Origin of the sequence: Bacillus sp. AFS031507, assembly GCF_002584635.1 — a bacterium.
In the GTDB taxonomy this organism is placed as follows: domain Bacteria; phylum Bacillota; class Bacilli; order Bacillales; family Cytobacillaceae; genus Neobacillus.
In genome coordinates, this window is record NZ_NUOW01000011.1 from 20,590 (window position 1) to 40,074 (window position 19,485).

The 19,485-nt window shown below is 41.6% G+C and carries 14 protein-coding genes; 3 read left to right on the forward strand and 11 right to left on the reverse strand.

The features are described from left to right. Positions 1-51: 51 nt before the first annotated feature. Complete coding sequence (locus COE25_RS10630; RefSeq protein ID WP_098932628.1) at positions 52-330, forward strand: hypothetical protein; 279 nt, start codon at positions 52-54, stop codon at positions 328-330. A gap of 126 nt (positions 331-456) precedes the next feature. On the opposite strand, the gene COE25_RS10635 is transcribed toward COE25_RS10630, so the two are convergent. Next, positions 457-897, reverse strand: coding sequence for a ferritin family protein (locus COE25_RS10635; protein ID WP_098932629.1), 441 nt, complete (start codon positions 895-897; stop codon positions 457-459). 326 nt (positions 898-1,223) lie between these two features. Between COE25_RS10635 and COE25_RS10640 the strand changes: the two genes are divergently transcribed. Continuing rightward, positions 1,224-1,670, forward strand: a complete 447-nt coding sequence (locus tag COE25_RS10640) for a DUF6376 family protein (protein ID WP_088089691.1) — start codon at positions 1,224-1,226, stop codon at positions 1,668-1,670. A gap of 222 nt (positions 1,671-1,892) precedes the next feature. After that, a complete protein-coding gene (locus COE25_RS10645; protein WP_098932630.1) occupies positions 1,893-3,953 on the forward strand; it encodes a molybdopterin oxidoreductase family protein in 2,061 nt (686 codons plus the stop codon). A 26-nt stretch (positions 3,954-3,979) separates the two neighbouring features. Here the strand turns inward: COE25_RS10645 and COE25_RS10650 are convergent, their stop codons facing one another. From COE25_RS10650 to COE25_RS10695, 10 genes are all read right to left on the reverse strand, one after another. Next, positions 3,980-4,825: a YitT family protein gene (locus COE25_RS10650; RefSeq protein ID WP_088089693.1), complete on the reverse strand. Its 846-nt coding sequence runs from the start codon at positions 4,823-4,825 to the stop codon at positions 3,980-3,982. A 204-nt stretch (positions 4,826-5,029) separates the two neighbouring features. Then, positions 5,030-6,001, reverse strand: coding sequence for a UDP-glucose 4-epimerase GalE (gene galE / locus COE25_RS10655; RefSeq protein WP_098932631.1), 972 nt, complete (start codon positions 5,999-6,001; stop codon positions 5,030-5,032). A 137-nt stretch (positions 6,002-6,138) separates the two neighbouring features. After that, complete coding sequence (locus COE25_RS10660) at positions 6,139-6,672, reverse strand: PepSY-associated TM helix domain-containing protein (RefSeq protein ID WP_088089695.1); 534 nt, start codon at positions 6,670-6,672, stop codon at positions 6,139-6,141. Between the two features lie 87 nt (positions 6,673-6,759). After that, positions 6,760-7,926 (reverse strand): ABC transporter permease, encoded by a 1,167-nt coding sequence (locus COE25_RS10665; RefSeq protein ID WP_088089696.1) that lies wholly within the window; start codon positions 7,924-7,926, stop codon positions 6,760-6,762. Continuing rightward, on the reverse strand, positions 7,904-8,614 hold the full coding sequence (locus COE25_RS10670) for an ABC transporter ATP-binding protein (RefSeq protein WP_098932632.1): 711 nt from the start codon (positions 8,612-8,614) through the stop codon (positions 7,904-7,906). The genes COE25_RS10665 and COE25_RS10670 overlap by 23 nt, the downstream gene beginning before the upstream one ends. Continuing rightward, complete coding sequence (locus tag COE25_RS10675) at positions 8,614-9,594, reverse strand: efflux RND transporter periplasmic adaptor subunit (protein WP_098932633.1); 981 nt, start codon at positions 9,592-9,594, stop codon at positions 8,614-8,616. Before COE25_RS10675 ends, COE25_RS10670 begins: the two co-directional genes overlap by 1 nt. A 295-nt stretch (positions 9,595-9,889) precedes the next feature. After that, complete coding sequence (locus tag COE25_RS10680; RefSeq protein WP_142354468.1) at positions 9,890-12,295, reverse strand: Ig-like domain-containing protein; 2,406 nt, start codon at positions 12,293-12,295, stop codon at positions 9,890-9,892. Between the two features lie 147 nt (positions 12,296-12,442). Next, positions 12,443-13,372 carry a phosphate ABC transporter substrate-binding protein gene (locus COE25_RS10685; RefSeq protein ID WP_098932634.1) on the reverse strand — a complete coding sequence of 310 codons (930 nt, stop codon included), beginning with the start codon at positions 13,370-13,372 and terminating at the stop codon, positions 12,443-12,445. A gap of 220 nt (positions 13,373-13,592) precedes the next feature. Continuing rightward, entirely contained in the window at positions 13,593-16,715 is a 3,123-nt protein-coding gene (locus COE25_RS10690; protein WP_098932635.1) for an efflux RND transporter permease subunit, read from the reverse strand. A 166-nt stretch (positions 16,716-16,881) separates the two neighbouring features. Continuing rightward, entirely contained in the window at positions 16,882-19,239 is a 2,358-nt protein-coding gene (locus COE25_RS10695) for a bifunctional YncE family protein/alkaline phosphatase family protein (protein ID WP_098932636.1), read from the reverse strand. Between the last annotated feature and the right edge of the window lie 246 nt (positions 19,240-19,485).

Here is a 19,485-nt window from a genome sequence, read left to right on the forward strand (position 1 = left end):
ATTTTGTATGGATTTATAATTCTTATTTTCAATATGGGGGGATGTCTCGCGGTGAGAGTAATTCAATGGCTGGTGGGTGCATTGCTTCTTGTGTATGGGATTTACCTTATTTTTGGAGTGAAGGAGTTCTTTGGAACCTTAGCAATAATCGCTGCTTTTTTTATTTTTCCTAGTTTAGGAAATGGAAGGAAAAGTTCCTACAGCAATGATCATGTACATTATTACGAAAGTGATTCAGACAGAACTGATGTCGAACGCAAATCCGACGGTGACGGGGATTCGAGTGGTGGCGGAGATTCAGGTAGAGACGGCGGCGGCGGTGGAGATTAATCCTCACAGAATGCATCATTGAAAAGACACCCTTGCCTTAGAGACAAGGGTGTCTTTTTTTGAAGACTAAACTACTATCTGCATGGGAATAGCAATCAAATCCAACCAAAGGCATGAAGCAAGAGGTTACTTATTTTTAGTAAAATAATATAAAAACCATACGGCATGATTTTGCTCATCTGTTGCCGCTCTTCGAAATGCCTCTTTTATAGTTGGGTCCGAAGTTCCATCAGCTACTTCCATGTAAAAATCCACCGTTGTTTGCTCATCTTGTAACGCAAATTCCAATCCATTTAAATAAACCCCCGGACATTCCTCCCTGATTTTCGGTTGTGGCTTTCGGCCAGTCAGCCTTGTATAGATCTGATCAAATTGTTGATAATGCTTTGATTCATCTTGGCGAATTTCAAGGATTCGACTTTTCTCCTTCTCATTGGGTGCCAAATTTGCTAACTTTTCGTAACAATTTATGGCATTGTACTCACCATTAATTGCCTTTTCTAGCTCTCTTATCAACTTATTATTTTGTCTATATAAGGCATCGTAGTAATTAGTATATGGGTACATTGTAGAACCTCCCGATTATTCTCATGGATATCCTACGTGTGAGAAGATGACTGGGTGCTTACTATCCATTACTTTTTTGGAAAAGTAAAATGAAAATATCAGCTGTGGTGCCTGACACCGTTTAGTATGGAGCACTTTTAGAAAGAATGGTAAAAGTGCTCCCTTCAAAAATAAGCGGAACTTCTAAACGAAGATCCTGCTATTTTTATTGATATTAGCTTACGAAACTGCTTATGCCTTAGAAACGAGACAAATTTTCAACCCTATTTTAATGATAGTTAAACGGCCAAAAGCTCCCTCAAAAATTTTAAAACGGAGGTTCTTACATGAAAAAGAAGTTATTGGTTTTATCAGCGTTTATAGCATTGCTCCTAAGCGGTTGTTCACTGCTAAATGATGCGAAAGATACGCTCACGTATGTAAATGATGCAAAGGATTACTTAGACAAGGCGACAGCATTTGCAAATGAAGCACCCTCTGTTGCTCAACTTGCCGTTGGAGATAAGCAAAGTGCAGCAGATTTCCAAAACATGCTCCAAGATATGAAACAAGAAATAAATGCATTCAATAAACTTCAAGCCCCAAACGTAGCTGTTGATTTACACCAGCAAATTGTCGACCAAAACAACAAACTTGCAGCCGGAATTGACGTGTATCTAAAACATATGAAGAATGGCTTACTCGATCCTTCTGTCCTTGAAAATACAGAATTATTTCAAAGCGTACAAGATATAACCAATATCCTTAATCAAATCAAAGAGCTTGGGCAATAATAAATTGTCCTCTCGGGTTCTCGTATATCCAAAAAGGCGGTCACATAGAACTTCTACGTGACCGTCTTTTTATATCCATTTATTCAAAATCGATACATTGTTTATAAGACTTGATTACCTATAAAAATAGCTCGCCAGATGTGTTCATAACAAAGAATTTGATGTTATGATAGTACCAATCTTAGAAATTCAAGTTAAAAACGAAAGGAGATTGACTAAGCTATGGCTTCTTTTATAGATGAACGAGCTGGTGTTTTTCATGCGGTTTGTTCGCTGGATTGCCCGGATCAGTGCGGATTACTTTTACATAAGGAAGACGGGAAGATTATCAAAGTGGAAGGCGATCCCGAGCACCCGGTCACCAAAGGTCATATCTGTAACAAAGTTCGGAATATGACGGAACGGATTTATGATGAAAACCGCCTAAAATTCCCGTTGAAACGCATAGGCGCGAAAGGCGAGGGTAAATTTGAACAAATCAGCTGGGAGGAAGCCATCCAGACGATTACTTCCAGTTGGAAAGAGTTGATCGAATCCGATGGACCGGAAAGCATTCTTCCTTACAGCTTTTATGGAAACATGGGCAGGCTTAGTGCCGAGGGAATGGACCGCCGATTCTTCCATCGCCTCGGTGCATCGCGGTTAGATCAAACCATCTGTTCGGCTGCTGGTTCGGTAGGCTATAAATATACGATGGGCGGCAGTTTCGGCATCGACCCAGAGGATACGATCCATTCCAAACTATTCCTTTTTTGGGGTATTAATGCAGCGAGTACTAACATGCATCAAGTCGCGTTAGCTCAAAAAGCCCGCAAACAAAATGGCGCCAAAATCATCGTTATCGATGTTCACAAAAATCAAACTGGTAGATTAGCAGATTGGTTTATTCCGATATTGCCTGGAACCGACAGTGCTCTCGCTTTAGGGATGATGCACATCTTATTTGCTGAAAACCTGGTCAGCCAAGACTTTTTACAAAAATATACCGTCGGATACGAAGAACTGCGCGAACATGTCGACCAGTACGACCCGATCACGGTTTCTACTATCACGGGTGTACCAGTAGAAGATATTTATAAGCTTGCACGAATATATGGCGAAACGTCACCATCCTTTATTCGTATCGGCAATGGACCACAGCATCACGACAATGGCGGGATGTTCGTCCGGACGGTCGCATGCCTTCCTGCCCTCACTGGACAGTGGCTTGTCCAAGGCGGCGGCGCGATCAAAGGAAATTCAGCCTATCTTGCTCCGAATACGGCTCACTTGCAACGACCGGATTTATTAAAAAATAAACATACCCGCGTGATTAACATGAACTTACTCGGTGAGGCATTACTTTCACTAGACCCTTCTGTGAAATCACTTTATGTGTACGGTTCGAATCCTGCCGTGGTCGCACCTGAGTCTACTAAAGTCCGAAATGGGTTAGCGCGGGATGACTTATTTACCGTGGTCCATGATTTATTTTTAACAGAGACAGCCAAATACGCGGATATCGTTTTACCAGCGACATCCTCCTTTGAAAACAAGGACATCTACACATCGTATTGGCATCATTACATTCAACTGCAGCAGCCCGTTATTGCACCATTCGCTGAGTCAAAATCCAATGTCGATGTGTTCAGGCTACTCGCAAAGGAAATGGGCTTTGATGAACCGCTTTTCCAAGAGACAGAGGCAGAAATGATTTCCCAGGCCCTTGATAATCCGCGCAATCCTTATTTGGAAGGAATTAGTTACGAAGCTTTAGTTGAGCAGCAATTCATGAAAGCGAAGGTGAAAGCAATTTTTCCTGGGAACCTGCCAACCCCTAGTGGAAAAATTGAATTATTTTCACAGAAGATGCAAGAGGATGGCTATCCCCCATTGCCAACTTACGTACCATTAGTAAACGACGGGGATCATCCGTATCAGTTTGTTCCTGGCCCGAATCATAATTTCTTAAACTCTACCTTTTCCAACAATCCAAAGCACATCAACTTGGAAAAAGAACCAAAGGTGTATATGAATCATAAGGATGCTTTCACGGCGGGGATTGTAGATGGAGATACGGTCCGTGTCTGGAACGATCGAGGAGAATGCCAGCTAAAAGCGGCTGTCGGAGATCATGTTCTTCCTAGAGTAGTCGTTACACAAGGGCTGTGGGCAGATTCAGCTGACTCAACAAACCAAACAGCAACAAAACAGTTAGTAAACTCCCTCACCCCGGACCGAATCGCCGATATGGGCGGCGGTGCCACCTTCTTTTCCGGACGGGTAAGTGTGGAAAAAATATAAATAGTGCCTGACACCCACAATGGGTGTCAGGCACTCGTCTTACTAGCCTTATAGCCATGCCCGATCATCTCATGGACATTATGGACGGTGACATAGGCGTTTTCATCTACTTCCTTAATAATATTTTTCAGTTGGACGATTTCCTGCTTATTGATGACGATATAAAGGACTTCTCTGTTCTGACCCGTGTAACCGCCTCGTCCGTCAAGAACTGTTAATCCACGCGACATCCGACTGGTGATATTGGCCAAAACCTGTTCAGGAGAATTGGAAATAATCATCACTGCTACCTTTTCATCGAGTCCTTCGACAATGAAATCGATCGCCTTCGCTCCGATGAACACAATCAACAGCGTATACATCGCTTTTTCCAAACCAATGATGAAAATCGAACCAACCACTACTAAAATATCAATAATTAGCATGCCTTTCCCAATGCTCCAACCTAGCAATTGGTTCGCCAATCTCGCTAATATTGTCGATCCTCCCGAGGTCCCTCCCGTCCGGAAAATCAATCCCAACCCAGCTCCGACAAGCAAACCAGCAAAGATTGAGGCTAAAAACGTATCCTCAGTTAATTGATGTCCAATATCCTCGGTTAAAAATAAACATAGCGAGCACGCTGCAATCGAAATCAGCGTATAGACAAACGTTCTTTTTTCAAAAAATTTATAACCGACCACGAGCAACACTGCATTCAATACAAAATTTACGACACCTGGCGACCAATCAAATAAGTAATGAGCAATAATCGTAATCCCTAGAATTCCGCCCTCTGATAGATGATTCGGGATCGTAAAATAATTGACACCTACCGCAAAAATAAGTGATCCTAGCAAAATATATGTAATATCCTTCAACGTTTTCTTCATAAAAAAGAACCCCTTAACGAAATTTATATCCTTATCTTAACCTAGTAAATAATAACCATCAAACTACAAATTAGGCCAAAAATCAAGATAAAAAAATACTTCAAGAACATTAAATTCTCACTTCATTTAATCTATAACAACTGCCGCTCCGCCAGGAACTAAAATAAAAAAAGCCCTGCCTACTTATGTAGACAGAGCTGCCAATTAATATGTTTGTTTCTGATGCCAATTCCACGCATCTGCAATAATTTGTTCCAGATTCCGTTCAGCCTTCCAGCCTAGTTCGCTAAGAATTTTTTGAGAGGAAGCGACAAGCATAGCAGGATCTCCGGCACGGCGGTCAGCCATTTCTACGTTTGCCTCCACACCGGTAACTTTTTCACATGTTTCAATGACTTCCTTAACAGAGTAGCCAAGACCGTTGCCAAGATTATATACCTCAGCCGATTTCTTCCCTGTTAATAACGCCTCAAGTGCGATGATATGGGCACTGGCTAAATCAGTCACGTGGATATAATCGCGAATACAAGTACCATCAGCTGTATCATAATCGGATCCGAAGACAGATACTTTTTCCCGCTGGCCTAACAGTTGTTGAAGGACAATCGGAATTAAATGTGTTTCTGGGTCATGACTCTCGCCAATTACTGCTGATTCGTGGGCTCCTGCTGCATTAAAGTAACGTAAGACCACATAGTTCAATCCATAGGATTTTGAGAAATCAGACAGGATTTGTTCGATCATCAGTTTGGAATGTCCATACGGATTAATCGGTCTGGTTGGAGTTGTTTCATCAATCAACTCCACATCAGGAATTCCATAGGTAGCTGCAGTGGAAGAGAAAATAAAGTTTTTTACGTTGTTTTTCATCATCACTTTTAACAAGGTAAGTGTGGACGCCACGTTATTCTGATAATATTTCAAAGGATCCACAACAGACTCCCCTACCAAACTAAAGGCAGCAAAGTGCATAACCGCCTTGATGGGATAACTTTTGAAGATCATTTGTAAATCTTCTTCATTGCCAAGATCACCTTCGACAAAAACGGCTCGGCTATCAACTGCTGCGCGGTGACCAGTCGATAAGTTATCGAGAACGAGAACCTCTTCTTTTTCTACTAATTCCTTTACAAGATGGCTACCAATGTAACCTGCTCCGCCAACGACGAGAATCATATTCATTTCCCCTTAGCTAGAATTTCAATTACCTTTTTTATTATAGCATTTTGACGAAAAAACGTATATTTTGCGTTAAAGTAGAAAAGTGTCAGGCACCATGTGAATTTTTCACATGGTGCCTGACACCCTGACTGTTAAGCTACTTGGCCATCGTTTTTACGACTTTTTCTCTTTCTATCGGCTTTGAGGACTTTTAAGGATAGGTAAATGCCTGAACCGGTTAGGAAGATCATCGCTAGTGCAACTAGGTCGACCAGCCATTTCACATTGGTCGTGCCGATTTTCCCTTCATGAAGACCTCTAATGATACTTGTGATCGAACTCGCTCCGCCTTCTCCCCCAGGGCCGCCAGCGCCCATGCGTCCAGGGAATTGACCAGTTGCGTTTGTTCCTGTTTGTCCTTGAGTTTGGCCGTTTGTCTGAGTTTGATTGCTAGCAGGATTCTGCGATTGAGTTTGCCCAGTTGTTTGGCTTGAGTTTGTGGTTGCACCTTGTGGGCCTACACCTTGATTAAATTGACCCGGCTGGAAATTGCCTCGATTTCCTTCCATTTGTGTCTGACCGATTAACCACGGCTCGTTCATTAACAAACCCGTAATTGACTCGATTAGGATAAAGATAGAACAAATTAAACCAATCCATAAATGGGCTTTTCTCGTATTTTTCATATAAATTCTCCTCATTTTGTTATATTTTTATAGATACTCTCTTGTAAATTGCCGCTTTGACCTACTAATTTTTTAATAAAATCAAGTTTATTGGTAGCGAAGTGCTTGGATCGGATTCAGTTTGGATGCCTTGTTGGCAGGGAATACGCCGAAGACGACCCCGACCACAAGCGAGAATAGGAACGATGATAGAATCACGGTTGGGGAGTAAGCGATGCTTAAACTCATCAGTGATGAAACAACCTTTCCTAATCCTAATCCGAATAAAATTCCAATCAATCCACCCATTGAGCTTAAGACGACCGCCTCAATTAAGAATTGCAGGAGCACATCACGTCTTTTCGCGCCAATCGCTTTTCTGATTCCAATTTCCTTCGTCCGTTCTGACACGGACACAAGCATAATATTCATGATGCCGATCCCGCCGACAAGCAAGGATATACTTGCAATTCCTCCAAGCATCATCGTCATTGTGTCGGATACTGAACTCATCGTGTCCATCACATCCTGCTGATTCGTTACGCCATAATAGTCACTTTTGCCGGGATACATACTGGCCAGTGACAATTTAACCTCATTCATGACGAAATCCATTTGATCTTCGCTTTTGCCTTGCAAATAAACGGTGCTTATTGTCGTACTGCCAACTAAACGCTGACCCGTGCTTAATGGGACGATGACCACATTATCCCCGCTCTGCCCGAGTGAACTCCCTTTCGAAGCTAATACCCCGACAACTTTGAACGAGGTGCCAGACACCTGGATATATTGGCCAATTGGATTCTCTGTGCCAAAAAATGTCGCAGCGGTATCCGAGCCAAGAACAACAATCTTTTGGCGGTATTCTACGTCCAGATCGGTAATAAAGCGACCTTGACTAACCTTCGCATCACGTACCGTTGAATAAGCGGCGTTTGTTCCTGTTAAGGTAATCTGTGAGGAGGTCCGCTCCTTCTTCACATAAACACGACCCGAAACAACCGGTGCAACAGCTTTGACTCCATCAATATCACTTAACTCATTAATTTTATCCTCGGTTAATTCAATGTCCGTACTATAGGTATTAACGGTCAAAAGGTTCGTTCCCAATTGATTGATTTGACTTGTGACGTTTTTCGCTGACCCTTGCGCAATCGACACCAGCACAATGACAGACGAGACCCCAATAATGATGCCGAGCATCGTCAAGACAGCCCGGAGTTTATTGCTTCGAATACTCCGAAGGGCCATCTTAATAGATTGCATGATTCCCAAGTAGTACACCCCCATTCTCAAAGAGCTGGCCATCCTGAATACTAACCATTCTTCTTGCTTGTTTCGCTATCTCTAGATCATGCGTGATTAAAATAATCGTATGTCCTAATTCATTCAATTCCTTCATTAAAAAGAGAATCTCCTTGCTCGTTTTACTATCCAGTGCTCCTGTTGGTTCATCGGCGAGGAGAATCGCCGGCTGCCCAACAAGCGCTCTCGCAATCGCAACCCTTTGCTGCTGACCCCCTGAAAGTTGGGTCGGAAGATGTCCGGCACGATCCTTCAAGCCCACCTTATCCAATCCGTCTAAAGCGCGCTCGCGCCTTTCACGCGTTGACACACCGGCATATAACAATGGCAATTCTACATTTTCGAGTGCTGTGAGCTTATTTAATAAGTTAAAGTTTTGAAAAATAAACCCAATCTTACCATTACGAATGGTCGCCAAGCTGTTATCGTCCATTTTTCCAATATCTTTGCCATCTAGGTGATAGGTACCCTTATTGGGTCGGTCAAGGCAGCCGAGCATATTCATTAATGTCGATTTTCCCGATCCCGATGGGCCAATAATCGCTAGAAACTCGCCCTTTTGAATTTCTAGTGAAACATCATTGAGAGCATAGACGGTTTCACCGCCAAGTTTATAGGACTTCATCATATTTTTTATCTCAATAATTGGGGTACTCATTAATTGCCACCCTTTCCACTCGTGCTAGTTTGTCCCTGTCCACCACCACTTGGAGGCATTCCACCGCCAGTCATTGCTCCCATTCCGCCCATGCCGCCTTGCATCCTGCCGCTTTGATTGTTAGAAGAACTACTAGTTGCAAGAGCAGGTAATTGAATCGTTTCGCCTGCCGTTACCCCCTCTGTAAGTTCTACATAATCATCAGTCGAAATGCCCGTTTTCACGGTCTTTTGCTGGCTAGTACTGCTTGCAGAACTAGCCTCGGTAGAAGTGGCAGTCACAACAACATACTTCTCATTATTGCTTGTATACACCCCATCCACTGGAACGTAAAGAGCATTTTCCTTACTTTCGGTGAGGATACTTGCTTCTGTACTCATCCCAACCTTTAAGTTTTTAGGTTGATCGATATGAATGGTGACATCAAAAGTGGATGTTCCGTTTGCAGAGGTTCCTTCAGCTGCAATATCCGTTACCTTTCCTGTAAAAGTGGTGTCAGGATAGGCACTCACAGTTATACTAACGGTTTGTTTCTTTTTAATCTTAGTAATGTCTAGTTCATCCACCTGAACCACTGTTTGTAAATCCTCGTAATCAGTAAGATGAGCGATAACCTGTCCATTTGTAACCCGTTCTCCATCAGTAACGGAGACGGTTGTAATCTTACCATCTGCTGGGGCCGTAATCGGGTCACTATCATCTGTGAAGGTAATCAACTCATCTCCCTCACTTACGGTGTCCCCTGCAGAAACTAACACTTCATCAATTTCATCATTATCGACCGTCGATTTAATGTCTTCACTAGTCACTGGTGCAACGGTGCCAGATCCACTAATCTTCACTTCGAGTTTGCCTTGTTGAACAACGGCGGTTCGAGTTTGAGCCGTTGTCTCCGTGCTGACTGTTTTCGATTTATAGTATTGAAACCCAACCAAGCCAATCACCAAAACACTTACGAAAATCCAAATCAACTTTTTCATTCCTATATACTCCTTTTGCTCCCTGCTGCATTACCCCTCCGACACCAGGGAAGTTTTTATTTGATGAGCCTATTATCTTGTCGGTTCCTTAACTTATCCTTAAGAAAAAAATGAAGGGTGTCAGTCACCATGTGAAAATTTCACATGGTGACTGACACCCAGCTTAGAGATGTACAATATTTAAAAATTAAAAAAGCCTTAATTCCTTGTACATAACGGAATTAAGGCTTTTTCATGTTGATTATTCTTAGGCCAATCTAGATAAGGTAACAAGTGTTTGTTTGAGTAATTGTTCCTAATTTACTTTAATGGAGACCGAATTGCTTTTATTACCAGCCTTATCTTTAGAAAAAATTGTCAAGGTAGTACGTTTTTTCTGAGCTTTAATTTTGACTTTGTAATTTCCCTTTGCATCTACAACTGCGTTGCTTACATATGTTTTTCCATTATAAACATAGACAATTGAGCCAATTTCAGCTTTTCCTGTAATAATAGTAGTCTTAGAGGTTACTTTATTTACTGAAGGTTTAGCAGGGGCTGTCTTATCAACAACTTTAACACTCTTTGCAGTGCTTACATTCCCGGCTTCATCCGTCACAGTAACCTTTATTTCTGTTGCCGCATGTTGCTTAGCAATTACAAATTTATAATTGCTATTTTTATCAACAGTGGTACTCTTTTGATATTTTCCATTTACATAAAGCTTAGCCGTTGCATTCGCTTCTGCTTTCCCAGTTACAGATGTTGATTGGTCAGTTACTTGGTTAACTGTTGGAGCCGCAGGAGCTGTGAAATCTGGCATATTTGTAAAGGATGGAAGGCCAGAGATATAGCCAACACCGCCTGTCTTATCAATACCGATTCCTTTTTCCATTGCTTTCTTTAACTCTTCTTTATTAACAGCAGTAATAGCTTTTCCGTCTAATTCATCGCCTGGATGTTGGAAATTACTCATAATATAAGAGAAACCATTACGATCATCGGCAGCGAACAATCCTGTGGATTCTGCTCCCGCTGGGTTTGATAAAACACGTGTTAACTCTTTCGAATCGACATTATAAGCCCAAACAAAGTTGTTCGTATGCTTGCTGCTATCTTCACCAATAAATAATGTCCTCATTTCTTCAGAGTAGCTCAAGTTGTCAGGGCTGGCTACTTTGTCGACATTCGCTGTGTTACCGTAAGCATCAGCAGCTGGAAGATCTTCCCCTACAAGTAAACCGGACATAGATGTAGCTACATATTTACTAAGAATGCCGCGCCCGCTGTTATCTTTTTGACCGCTCTTTAAATCTAATTGATATGTTGCACCGGACTTAATTTTAGGTAATTGCATATCATCCGCAGGATCTTTTCCTGTGCTGTCTTTTTCCATGCTACCACTTTGATCGGAAATAGCGATATACACCTTGTTATCTCTGGCGTTATATGTGACACCTTCCATTTTGTTGAATTCAGTAGTGGCACCAATGTAAGCTGCATAACGGCGTGATTCAAGAAATGCTGCCGCTTTTTCCATACCAGGCTTAAGTTTTACATATTCTGTTTGACCATAGGAATATTGTTTAATCGCTTTAAAACCTGGTTGCGCTGTATCAGACGTTTCAAAGATGTCACTGAATTTAATATCGTTGTCAATGATCGCTTGAATTTCCTTATCATTGGCATGTCCTAGCTTAACCCATTCTAAATTTCCTGAACCGCCATTTTCAGCCCCAGTTTGGACGAATTTAGCAGCGTATAATGTACCAGCTGATAAATCTTTCGCTTTATCGGCTACATACATGAACATACCAGTATTTGCACCGTCATCACCAAAGTAAGCTGTACGATTGTCAGGCATCATTTTCATTAATTCATGAGAGAAGCGGCCAAGACTGTAATGTTTTTCTACTTTTACTTTACCGTTTTTCTTTACTTGGATTTCTGGAACGTAGCCATAGAAATATGGATTTGCTTTTAATTTATCCCCGAAATAAAGCTGTGAAAAGCTTTCAACGGAAGTTCTTGCCGATGACTTCGCGTCAAATTCGTATTTGCGGGCATCTGGCTCATACTCTTCCGATCCTAAATGAGTATTCCATGGCGAGAGGGAACCATTACAAGGAATCCAAAGTCCATTAACATCAGAAAAATCAATTTTCTCAACTTCTTTTGGTGTTAGTTCACCCGTCTTCTTATCTTGGTCTAACGTGGTTAAGGACATGGAAGCAGGAACAATTCCATAAGCAGAATTACCAGCTGCATCTAATGTTTGATATTCATAATGTGTAACCATGTAAAGCTTTCCGTTAATCGGATTTAATAAGCTGTTTGAATCAGGTGCATCCGAAACAAATGGAGTTGGTTTTCCAGGAACACTAGTATCCATGATGGGATCTCCATAATAATCAATCGGTGTACCGGCAGGAATTAATTCACCTTTATTAACTGCGATTTTATCTTCCGATTTAAAAAGTCTTTTGTATGATAGTGGGAACGTTTTTACTTTTCCATTGCTGTATTTTACATCAACAGAGGCGCTTGTATACGTATCTACCATTTGATCGATAGTAGTTGGGGCAGGCATTCCATTAAATTTAACAGAGTCAACCTTGACTTGGCTATTACCTGCAGCAAATGCTGGTGTGACGGCAGGAATGGTTAACGCAAGTGTTAGAGCGACAGCAGCACCTTTTGTTACCATGCTATTCTTATTCATTGGGATCCTCCTATATGAAAGTTTTCTATCATCTACTAAACATTTAATGACTGAGCTAATTTTTAAGGTTCTTAGAAAATAAAAGTAGAAAGGAATGGTTACAATCCTATCTACTTTTATATCAATCTTGTCCATTATAGAAAGATCTTAAAGATCTTTTTGATTACCTTTTTCGTCACGTTCGACTGTCATTTCTGTTACAGGCAGGTAGCCTTGTTCTTTTAATAAATTGTTTTGAACATCATCACTCATCATATAATCGAGGAATGCCTTAGAAAGCTCATCTGGCTCACCTTTTGTATATGAATGTTGATAAGCCCAAACTGGGAATTCACCAGATTGTACATTTTCAGCAGTTGGTTCAACACCATCGATGGCAAGAGGTGTAACAGATTCGTCAGTAAAGTATGAGAATGCTAGGTAACCAATGGCACCGTCAGTTTCATTAATAATCTTTTTAACTGTGTTTGAAGAATCTTCGGTAATTCCTTCAGCAGGTGTTGCACCGTCAAGGGCAAACTTATTGAATACAGCACGAGTTCCTGAAGAGTCCGGACGGTTTACAAGAACGATTTTTTGATCAGCACCGCCAAGTTCTTTCCAGTTTGTGATTTTTCCAGTGAAAACTTTAATTAAATCAGCTTTTTTAATATCTTTAATCCCTACTTTAGGGTTAACAGCAGCAGTCATACCAACAACAGCTACTTTATGGTCAACAAGCTGATCAGCTGGGACACCTTCTTTTTCTTCAGCAAAAACGTCTGAGTTACCAATTTGAACGGATCCTTCAGCAACTTGTGATAAGCCTGTACCAGATCCACCCGCATTTACTTGAATATCAACTTTAGGATTATTAGCCATAAATTCTTCAGCTGCCGCTGCCACTAAAGGCTGCATCGCCGAGGAGCCGGAAATACTTAATGAGCCAGAAAGTTCTTTTGTTTCTTCAGTCTTTGCTTTTTCTTTCTTCGCAGTTCCTTCTGTCTTTTCTGTAGAAGCTGCGCCTCCACAAGCAGCCATAAAAACCATTAACGCAGCTAGCAATGTAAGTAGGCTTAATTTTTTCAAACTTTTCATCTCGTTAAATCCCCCTATGAATTATGTTGTTGTTTACGTGTTTTAGATTAATCCTTTTTTGTTAACTGAGTATTAATGGTTTGTATAGTTTTGTAAAGATATCATGTTGTTTGTAAATTTGAATTGCTAGTTTTCATTCTTTCTTAAAATCTACCTTTCTTTCATTATAATAAAAATATCACCGGCCTTCTTAGGCAGGTGATATTTGCTTTCTAGTATTTTAAGCTGATAACGGGTGCTGCTTAGTCTTTATTTTTCTGACTTTTTCACTCAGCCAATCGTACATAATCGGGATCACCACGAGGCTAATCAGAGTCGAGCTAATCATGCCACCCACGACCACAACACCAAGAGTTTGTGAAATAATCGTATTCCCGTTACCTGAGAAAGCTAAGGGAAGCAAGGTTAAGATTGTAGTTCCTGCAGTCATTAACACGGGTCGAACCCTTGTAGAGGTTCCTTGCAGAATCGCCTGCTTGGGTTCCATCCCTTCTGAAAGGTTACGTTCAATTTTATCGACAAGGACAATTCCGTTGGTGACGACAATACCAGCGAGCATCAATATTCCAATCAATGCGGCCAGATTCCACTCCATTCCGAAGAGGGCCATGCTCCAAACCGATCCTATTAACGCCAAAGGAATGCACACGATGACCGAAACCGGTGCATGCCAGCCGCGAAAAACTGCACTTACAATCATCAGGACTAGCAAAAGAGACAGGGCCAGAACAAGGCTCATCTCAATCACCATTTGCTTGACTTGCTGAGAGATCCCTCCAAGCGAATAGTCAATGCCAGAAGGCAGGTCCAAACCTTTCATTGTTTCATTTACTTGTTTTGTAACTTTTCCAATGTCGCGAGTAATAATATTTCCCGTCACGGCAGCAAATGGACGACCTTCCCGCTCACTGATCACCGTTTGGGTACTGGTCTCCAAGGTTGTAATTTCCGCCAACGACACCTTTGAACCGTCCTTGGCAGTAAACATTTCATGGCCAATTTTTGATAGAATCGTTTTTTCAGGATCCGGGTCACCAGCTGCAACTAGACTTTCCTGATTGTCTAACCGAAGGGCAATTGGGGTAGTCAGGTCACCGGAGGAAACATCCATCCTAACGTCTTTAGGTAAATAGCGATCAATCCGATTAAGAACTTCATCGACATTTATACCCAAGCGTTGAATTTCTTCCTGCTTAAGTGAAAGATAATGTTTCATTGATTTATCGGCATCATTTGCCGCTCCTTCAATACTTAAACCAGGGATCATCTGAAGTTTACTTCTTACCATAATGCTAGCTTTGGCAAGGTTTTGCTGGTCAGCCCCGGTTAAAATGACCTTTAAGCGGGAATCATCTCCAGAAATATTTTGATTAGAAACGGTATAGACGGCAGATGTGGATAATCTGCCAAATTGCTGGCGCATTTTTTTTACAAATGAATCGATGTCGCTTTTATCTTTGATTCCAACTGAAATATTGGCGATATTCTGCTTTTGCATCCAACCGCCGCCTTCATCAAAGACATCATCAAACATCGGTGTAAATGTCGAACCGAGAGTCGAAGTGTAGGTATCTACCTCAGGATCATTTTTTAAGATGGTTTCGATATTTTTTACTTCCGCATCCACATCAGATAGCTGCACACCTTCAGGGAGCTCGACCTGGATGGCTATATCCTTTGAATTTCCTCTTGGAAAAAAGTTAACCGGCAGAAATACGGCTTCTGCTATGGTGATGGCAAAAAGCACCACAGCAAGTCCTACTACCACTTTTCTCCTCAGAAATGCCCAATGAAGAAGGTTTTGCGCCCTTTTCTCCATTTCTACCGACTTATTTATTGGCGATTTCTTCCATAATAAGTGAGCTAACGCTGGGACGACAATAATAGAAACGGCAAGAGATGTCACTAGGGCGATGACAACTGACCAGGCAAATCCAGAAAAAGCCGAACTAATCATCCCTCCGATGATACTAATTGGAAGAAACACAGCAACGGTGGTTGCAGTGGAGGAAACAATCGCTGGGATCATTTCCACTACCCCGCTAGCCAAGTTCCGAGCTGATATCTGTCCGTTGTATTTTTCCATTTGTTTCCTGTACATATTATCGATGACAACGATCGAATCATCTACGACTCGGCCCATCGCAACAATTAATCCAGAAATGGTTAAGATATTCAAACTAACATCCATCGCTTTTAAGATCGCTGTTGCACCAAGAAGGCAAATTGGCAAGGATAAGGCAATAATCAATGTCGACCGGACATTCCTGAAAAATAAAAATACACAGATGATCGAGAACAAAATCCCCAATAACCCCTCTTTAATCAGACCCTTCAAAGCAGCGTTTATGTCTTTTCCTTGGTCCAAAAGAATAGAAAGATCGACTGTTCCTGACTTGATTTCTGGTATTTCTTTAATCCTTTCGTTGATTCGTTCAGTCACATCGGTAATGTTTGAAGAAGGTGTCTTTAAGACATCGAGCAGAACACTCGGCTGCCCTGCTGTTCTAGAAATCGTCTGTAAGTCAACAATACTGCTCTCAATGTCTGCTACTTCCTGTAAACTTACTGTGATCCCCCCGCTAACAGGAATCTTTACACTTTTTAAGTCATCACTATTAAGAGTCCAATCGGTCACACGGATTGGCATGGAGATTTGGCCATCAGGTCCGCCCTTTTCTTTGATGGTTCCCTGCGGCCATTCTGGATGAATGGAAGCAAGAGCATCTTGTACGTCTTTTATGGTTAACCCATATTTTTGGAGGGCATTTGCTTTCAAAGTCAACACGTATCCGGAAGTCCCTGCCCCGGTGACACGTACTTCTCTTACTCCTGGAACACGCTTGATTTCATTGGCCACTTGATCTTGAATAGATGTACGTAATTGATTTTCATCAATTTTTCCGGCATTACTCGTCAAGCTTACTCGCATGACCGGAAAAGAGTTTGTACTGACCCGTGTAATCAACGGAGGTTTCACACCGTCCGGCAAGTTAATTTTATCAACTACCGCCCTCACTTCAGTTTCTGCCTTTTCCATATCGGTGTGGCCTGGAAAATAGAGGCTCGCCATTAAACCGCCATCAAATGAGTTTGTTTCCAGATAATCAAGCTTATCAACAGATCCGACCGCTTCCTCAACCTTTGCGGTAAGGATTTGTTTGACCTGATCAGATTGATATTGATCGGCTTGAATCGTTACCATTAGGGCAGTATTGTTGATCGGAGGTAAGTAATCCCGCTGCATCTGCACAGCAGACATGGCACCCCAGGCGATAATTAGAACCACACATGTCAGGATCAATACGGACCGTTTCATCGATCCTTCAATAAATCGAATCATTATTTAAACCATCCTTTTAAAATAGTAATTTTTATAATTGCAAAAATAAAAGGGTGACTCATAGTGTCTGGTCTCACTGACAGAATACTGTATTAAAAGGGCGAATTTACAGCATTTTATGAATGGTGCCTGACACCCTGCTTTAGGGTCACCCTCCTTACATTATTTAATTATTCTTTTTTTCGCCTGGATAAGGTTTATCACCTTTTGCAGCTTTCCATAGAATCTTGTTCAATTTTTCCGAATCGGCATGGTCAACTCCTGAGAAATCTAGTTTTTTAGATTCTTGAGCCATCGGTGCCGTTTCTCCATTTTTACGATCAAGTGGATAGGTTGGTTCTTCAACCTTAAATGTTGAAAAGTTAGGTTTCTGGGTGAACGAATTGACCATTGGCACCGCTGATGCATCAAACTGTGTCATAGGTTTCATGCCCAAAATCATTTCCATCGTACGAAGCATGGACGTTGTATCATATAATGTGCTGTCTACGCTGCCCGTTTGTGTGTAAGGGCTGATAACAAGTGATGTAGTCCGGTGAGCGTCCACTGAATCCCAACCATTCTGTGCATCATCTTCGGTAACAAAAATAGCAGTATCCTTCCAATAAGAAGAGTTACTAACCATATCGACAAGCTTACCAAGCGCATAATCGTTTTGTGCCACCATGGCTTGTGGGGTTAACTCACCCGGTTTTGTTCCAAGTGTATGGTCGTTAGGCAGGCGAACGATTTGCAGCTGCGGAAGATTGCCGTTATCTTCGTATTGCTTAAATTCTTCAGACCACGCCTCCAAGCGGGTAAGATCCGAAATTTTAAGATTATAGGAAGGGTAGTCAGGGTCAAAATTATTGCCCATGCTAGCTTCAGCTGCTACATATTTTCCTGTATTTTTGTCATAATTGACGAATTCACCATAGCTTCTGAATGATACACCCGAGCGACTTGCATTCGTCCATAAGAATCCCGCTTTTGGATAGGCCGCTTCATTGCCTCCTTCAAAGTCATAGCCGCGGTTACGACCTGAATAGTTTGCAAGCCAGTTTTTCTCTACATAGTCGTTGGACTGTGCAGCGGTAGACCAGTTATGTCCCTGAGCACTGATTTCAGCATTCGCATAAAAATTGTCTAATAAAACGAATTGATCGGCCAGCTTATGAATATTCGGTGTAATATCTTTACCAAATATGGTTAAGCTCGGGTCGCCATTTCCTTTTTCCATATCACCAAATACTTGGTCATACGTACGATTTTCCTTGATAACATAAATGACATGCTTAATCGGTGATTCTAGTCCTTCAAAGCGCGGGATTGGGAATTTTTCGCTTCCACTGAATCCTGTTGGTTTATATACTTCATTATTCTTTTCTACTTGTTTCGTATATTTCTTCAGCTGTTTATCATCCGGAACATCGATAAAAGACATGGTTCCTTTCATCATATTACCGATGTACTGGCCTTCTCGGTTGGAACCAGCACCAAGGCCCTTGGCATTCAAAACCATCAATTTGTCATCATGTAAATAGATACCACTTGGATACCAGGCAGTTGGAATTAACCCCTTCACTTCACCTTTTTGCAGATCAATGACCGCAACGTCGTTATTTCCACCGTTGGTAACGTATAAAGTTTTGCCATCCTCGCTTAATATTAGAGCATTAGGCTGGCTTCCCGCAGGAGCATTTTTATATGGGCTAAGCGAAATGGCTTTGATTTCTTTTTGTTGTTTCGTGTCGATGATTGAAACGGAATCGCTGTCGGAATTGGATACATAGATCATGCCGTTCGCTGCATTTTCAATAATCGCATTCGGATGCAGCCCTACTGGAATGGTGCTTTTGATCGTCAGCGTTTTTGGATCGACCACACTGATGCTGCTTTCACCCCAATTGCTGACATAAAGGGATTTCCCATCATTGCTCATTACAACTGCATACGGATGCTTCCCAACTGCGATAGTTTTTACGATTTGATTTGTGGAAAGGTCAATTTTTGAAACGGAATGATTTAAATTATTCGCAACAAAGAGTGACGTTCCATCCTGTGAAACGGAAATTCCAGCAGGATAAAAGTTTGTTTTGCTGCTATCTTTAAGCATAATTGGAGATTGTTCAGTTAACGTTCCATTTTCAAATCCATAGACACGGATCTTGTTATTCCCTCCTGCTGAGGCATAGACTGTTTTTCCATCGCTGCTAAATGCGACCCCAAAATAGAGGGATTCAGGAGATTTGTATGGGATGGTCTGTACGACCTTCTGGGTGCTAACGTCAACCACTTGAAGCGATTGTTCACCTTGTCCATCATTGGAAACGATAAGATAGCGGTGATCCGGGCTTAATACACCACCCATTGGGAAATCACCAAGCGTCACTTGTTGACCAGACGGAGTAACGGGCCACCCATGAGAGGTAACAGCCGTTCCATCTGCCTTAGGACCGACAAATTGTGTGTAACCTGCATAGGCTGACGTTGAACCTAGAAGCAAAGTAGCCAGCGATGCTGCCAGAATCTTTTTGCGTTTCATAAAAACATCTCCTTATTAATATGTAGTCCTTACACGCTCCATCCTACTCCCGCTTTGTAAATTAGAAGTTACGTAGAGTTAAAGAAATATAAAGAAAAATAGGAAAATTTTAGTATTGTCTTTCTCATTTAGTAGTTTTAACTCAGTCGACATCTGTCTATATGCCCCTGTAAAATAAGTAAAAAAACAAGGTGCCTAAAAGTTTAGGTCACCCTGTTAGCTACTCTTATTAATCCAGTAGAAATT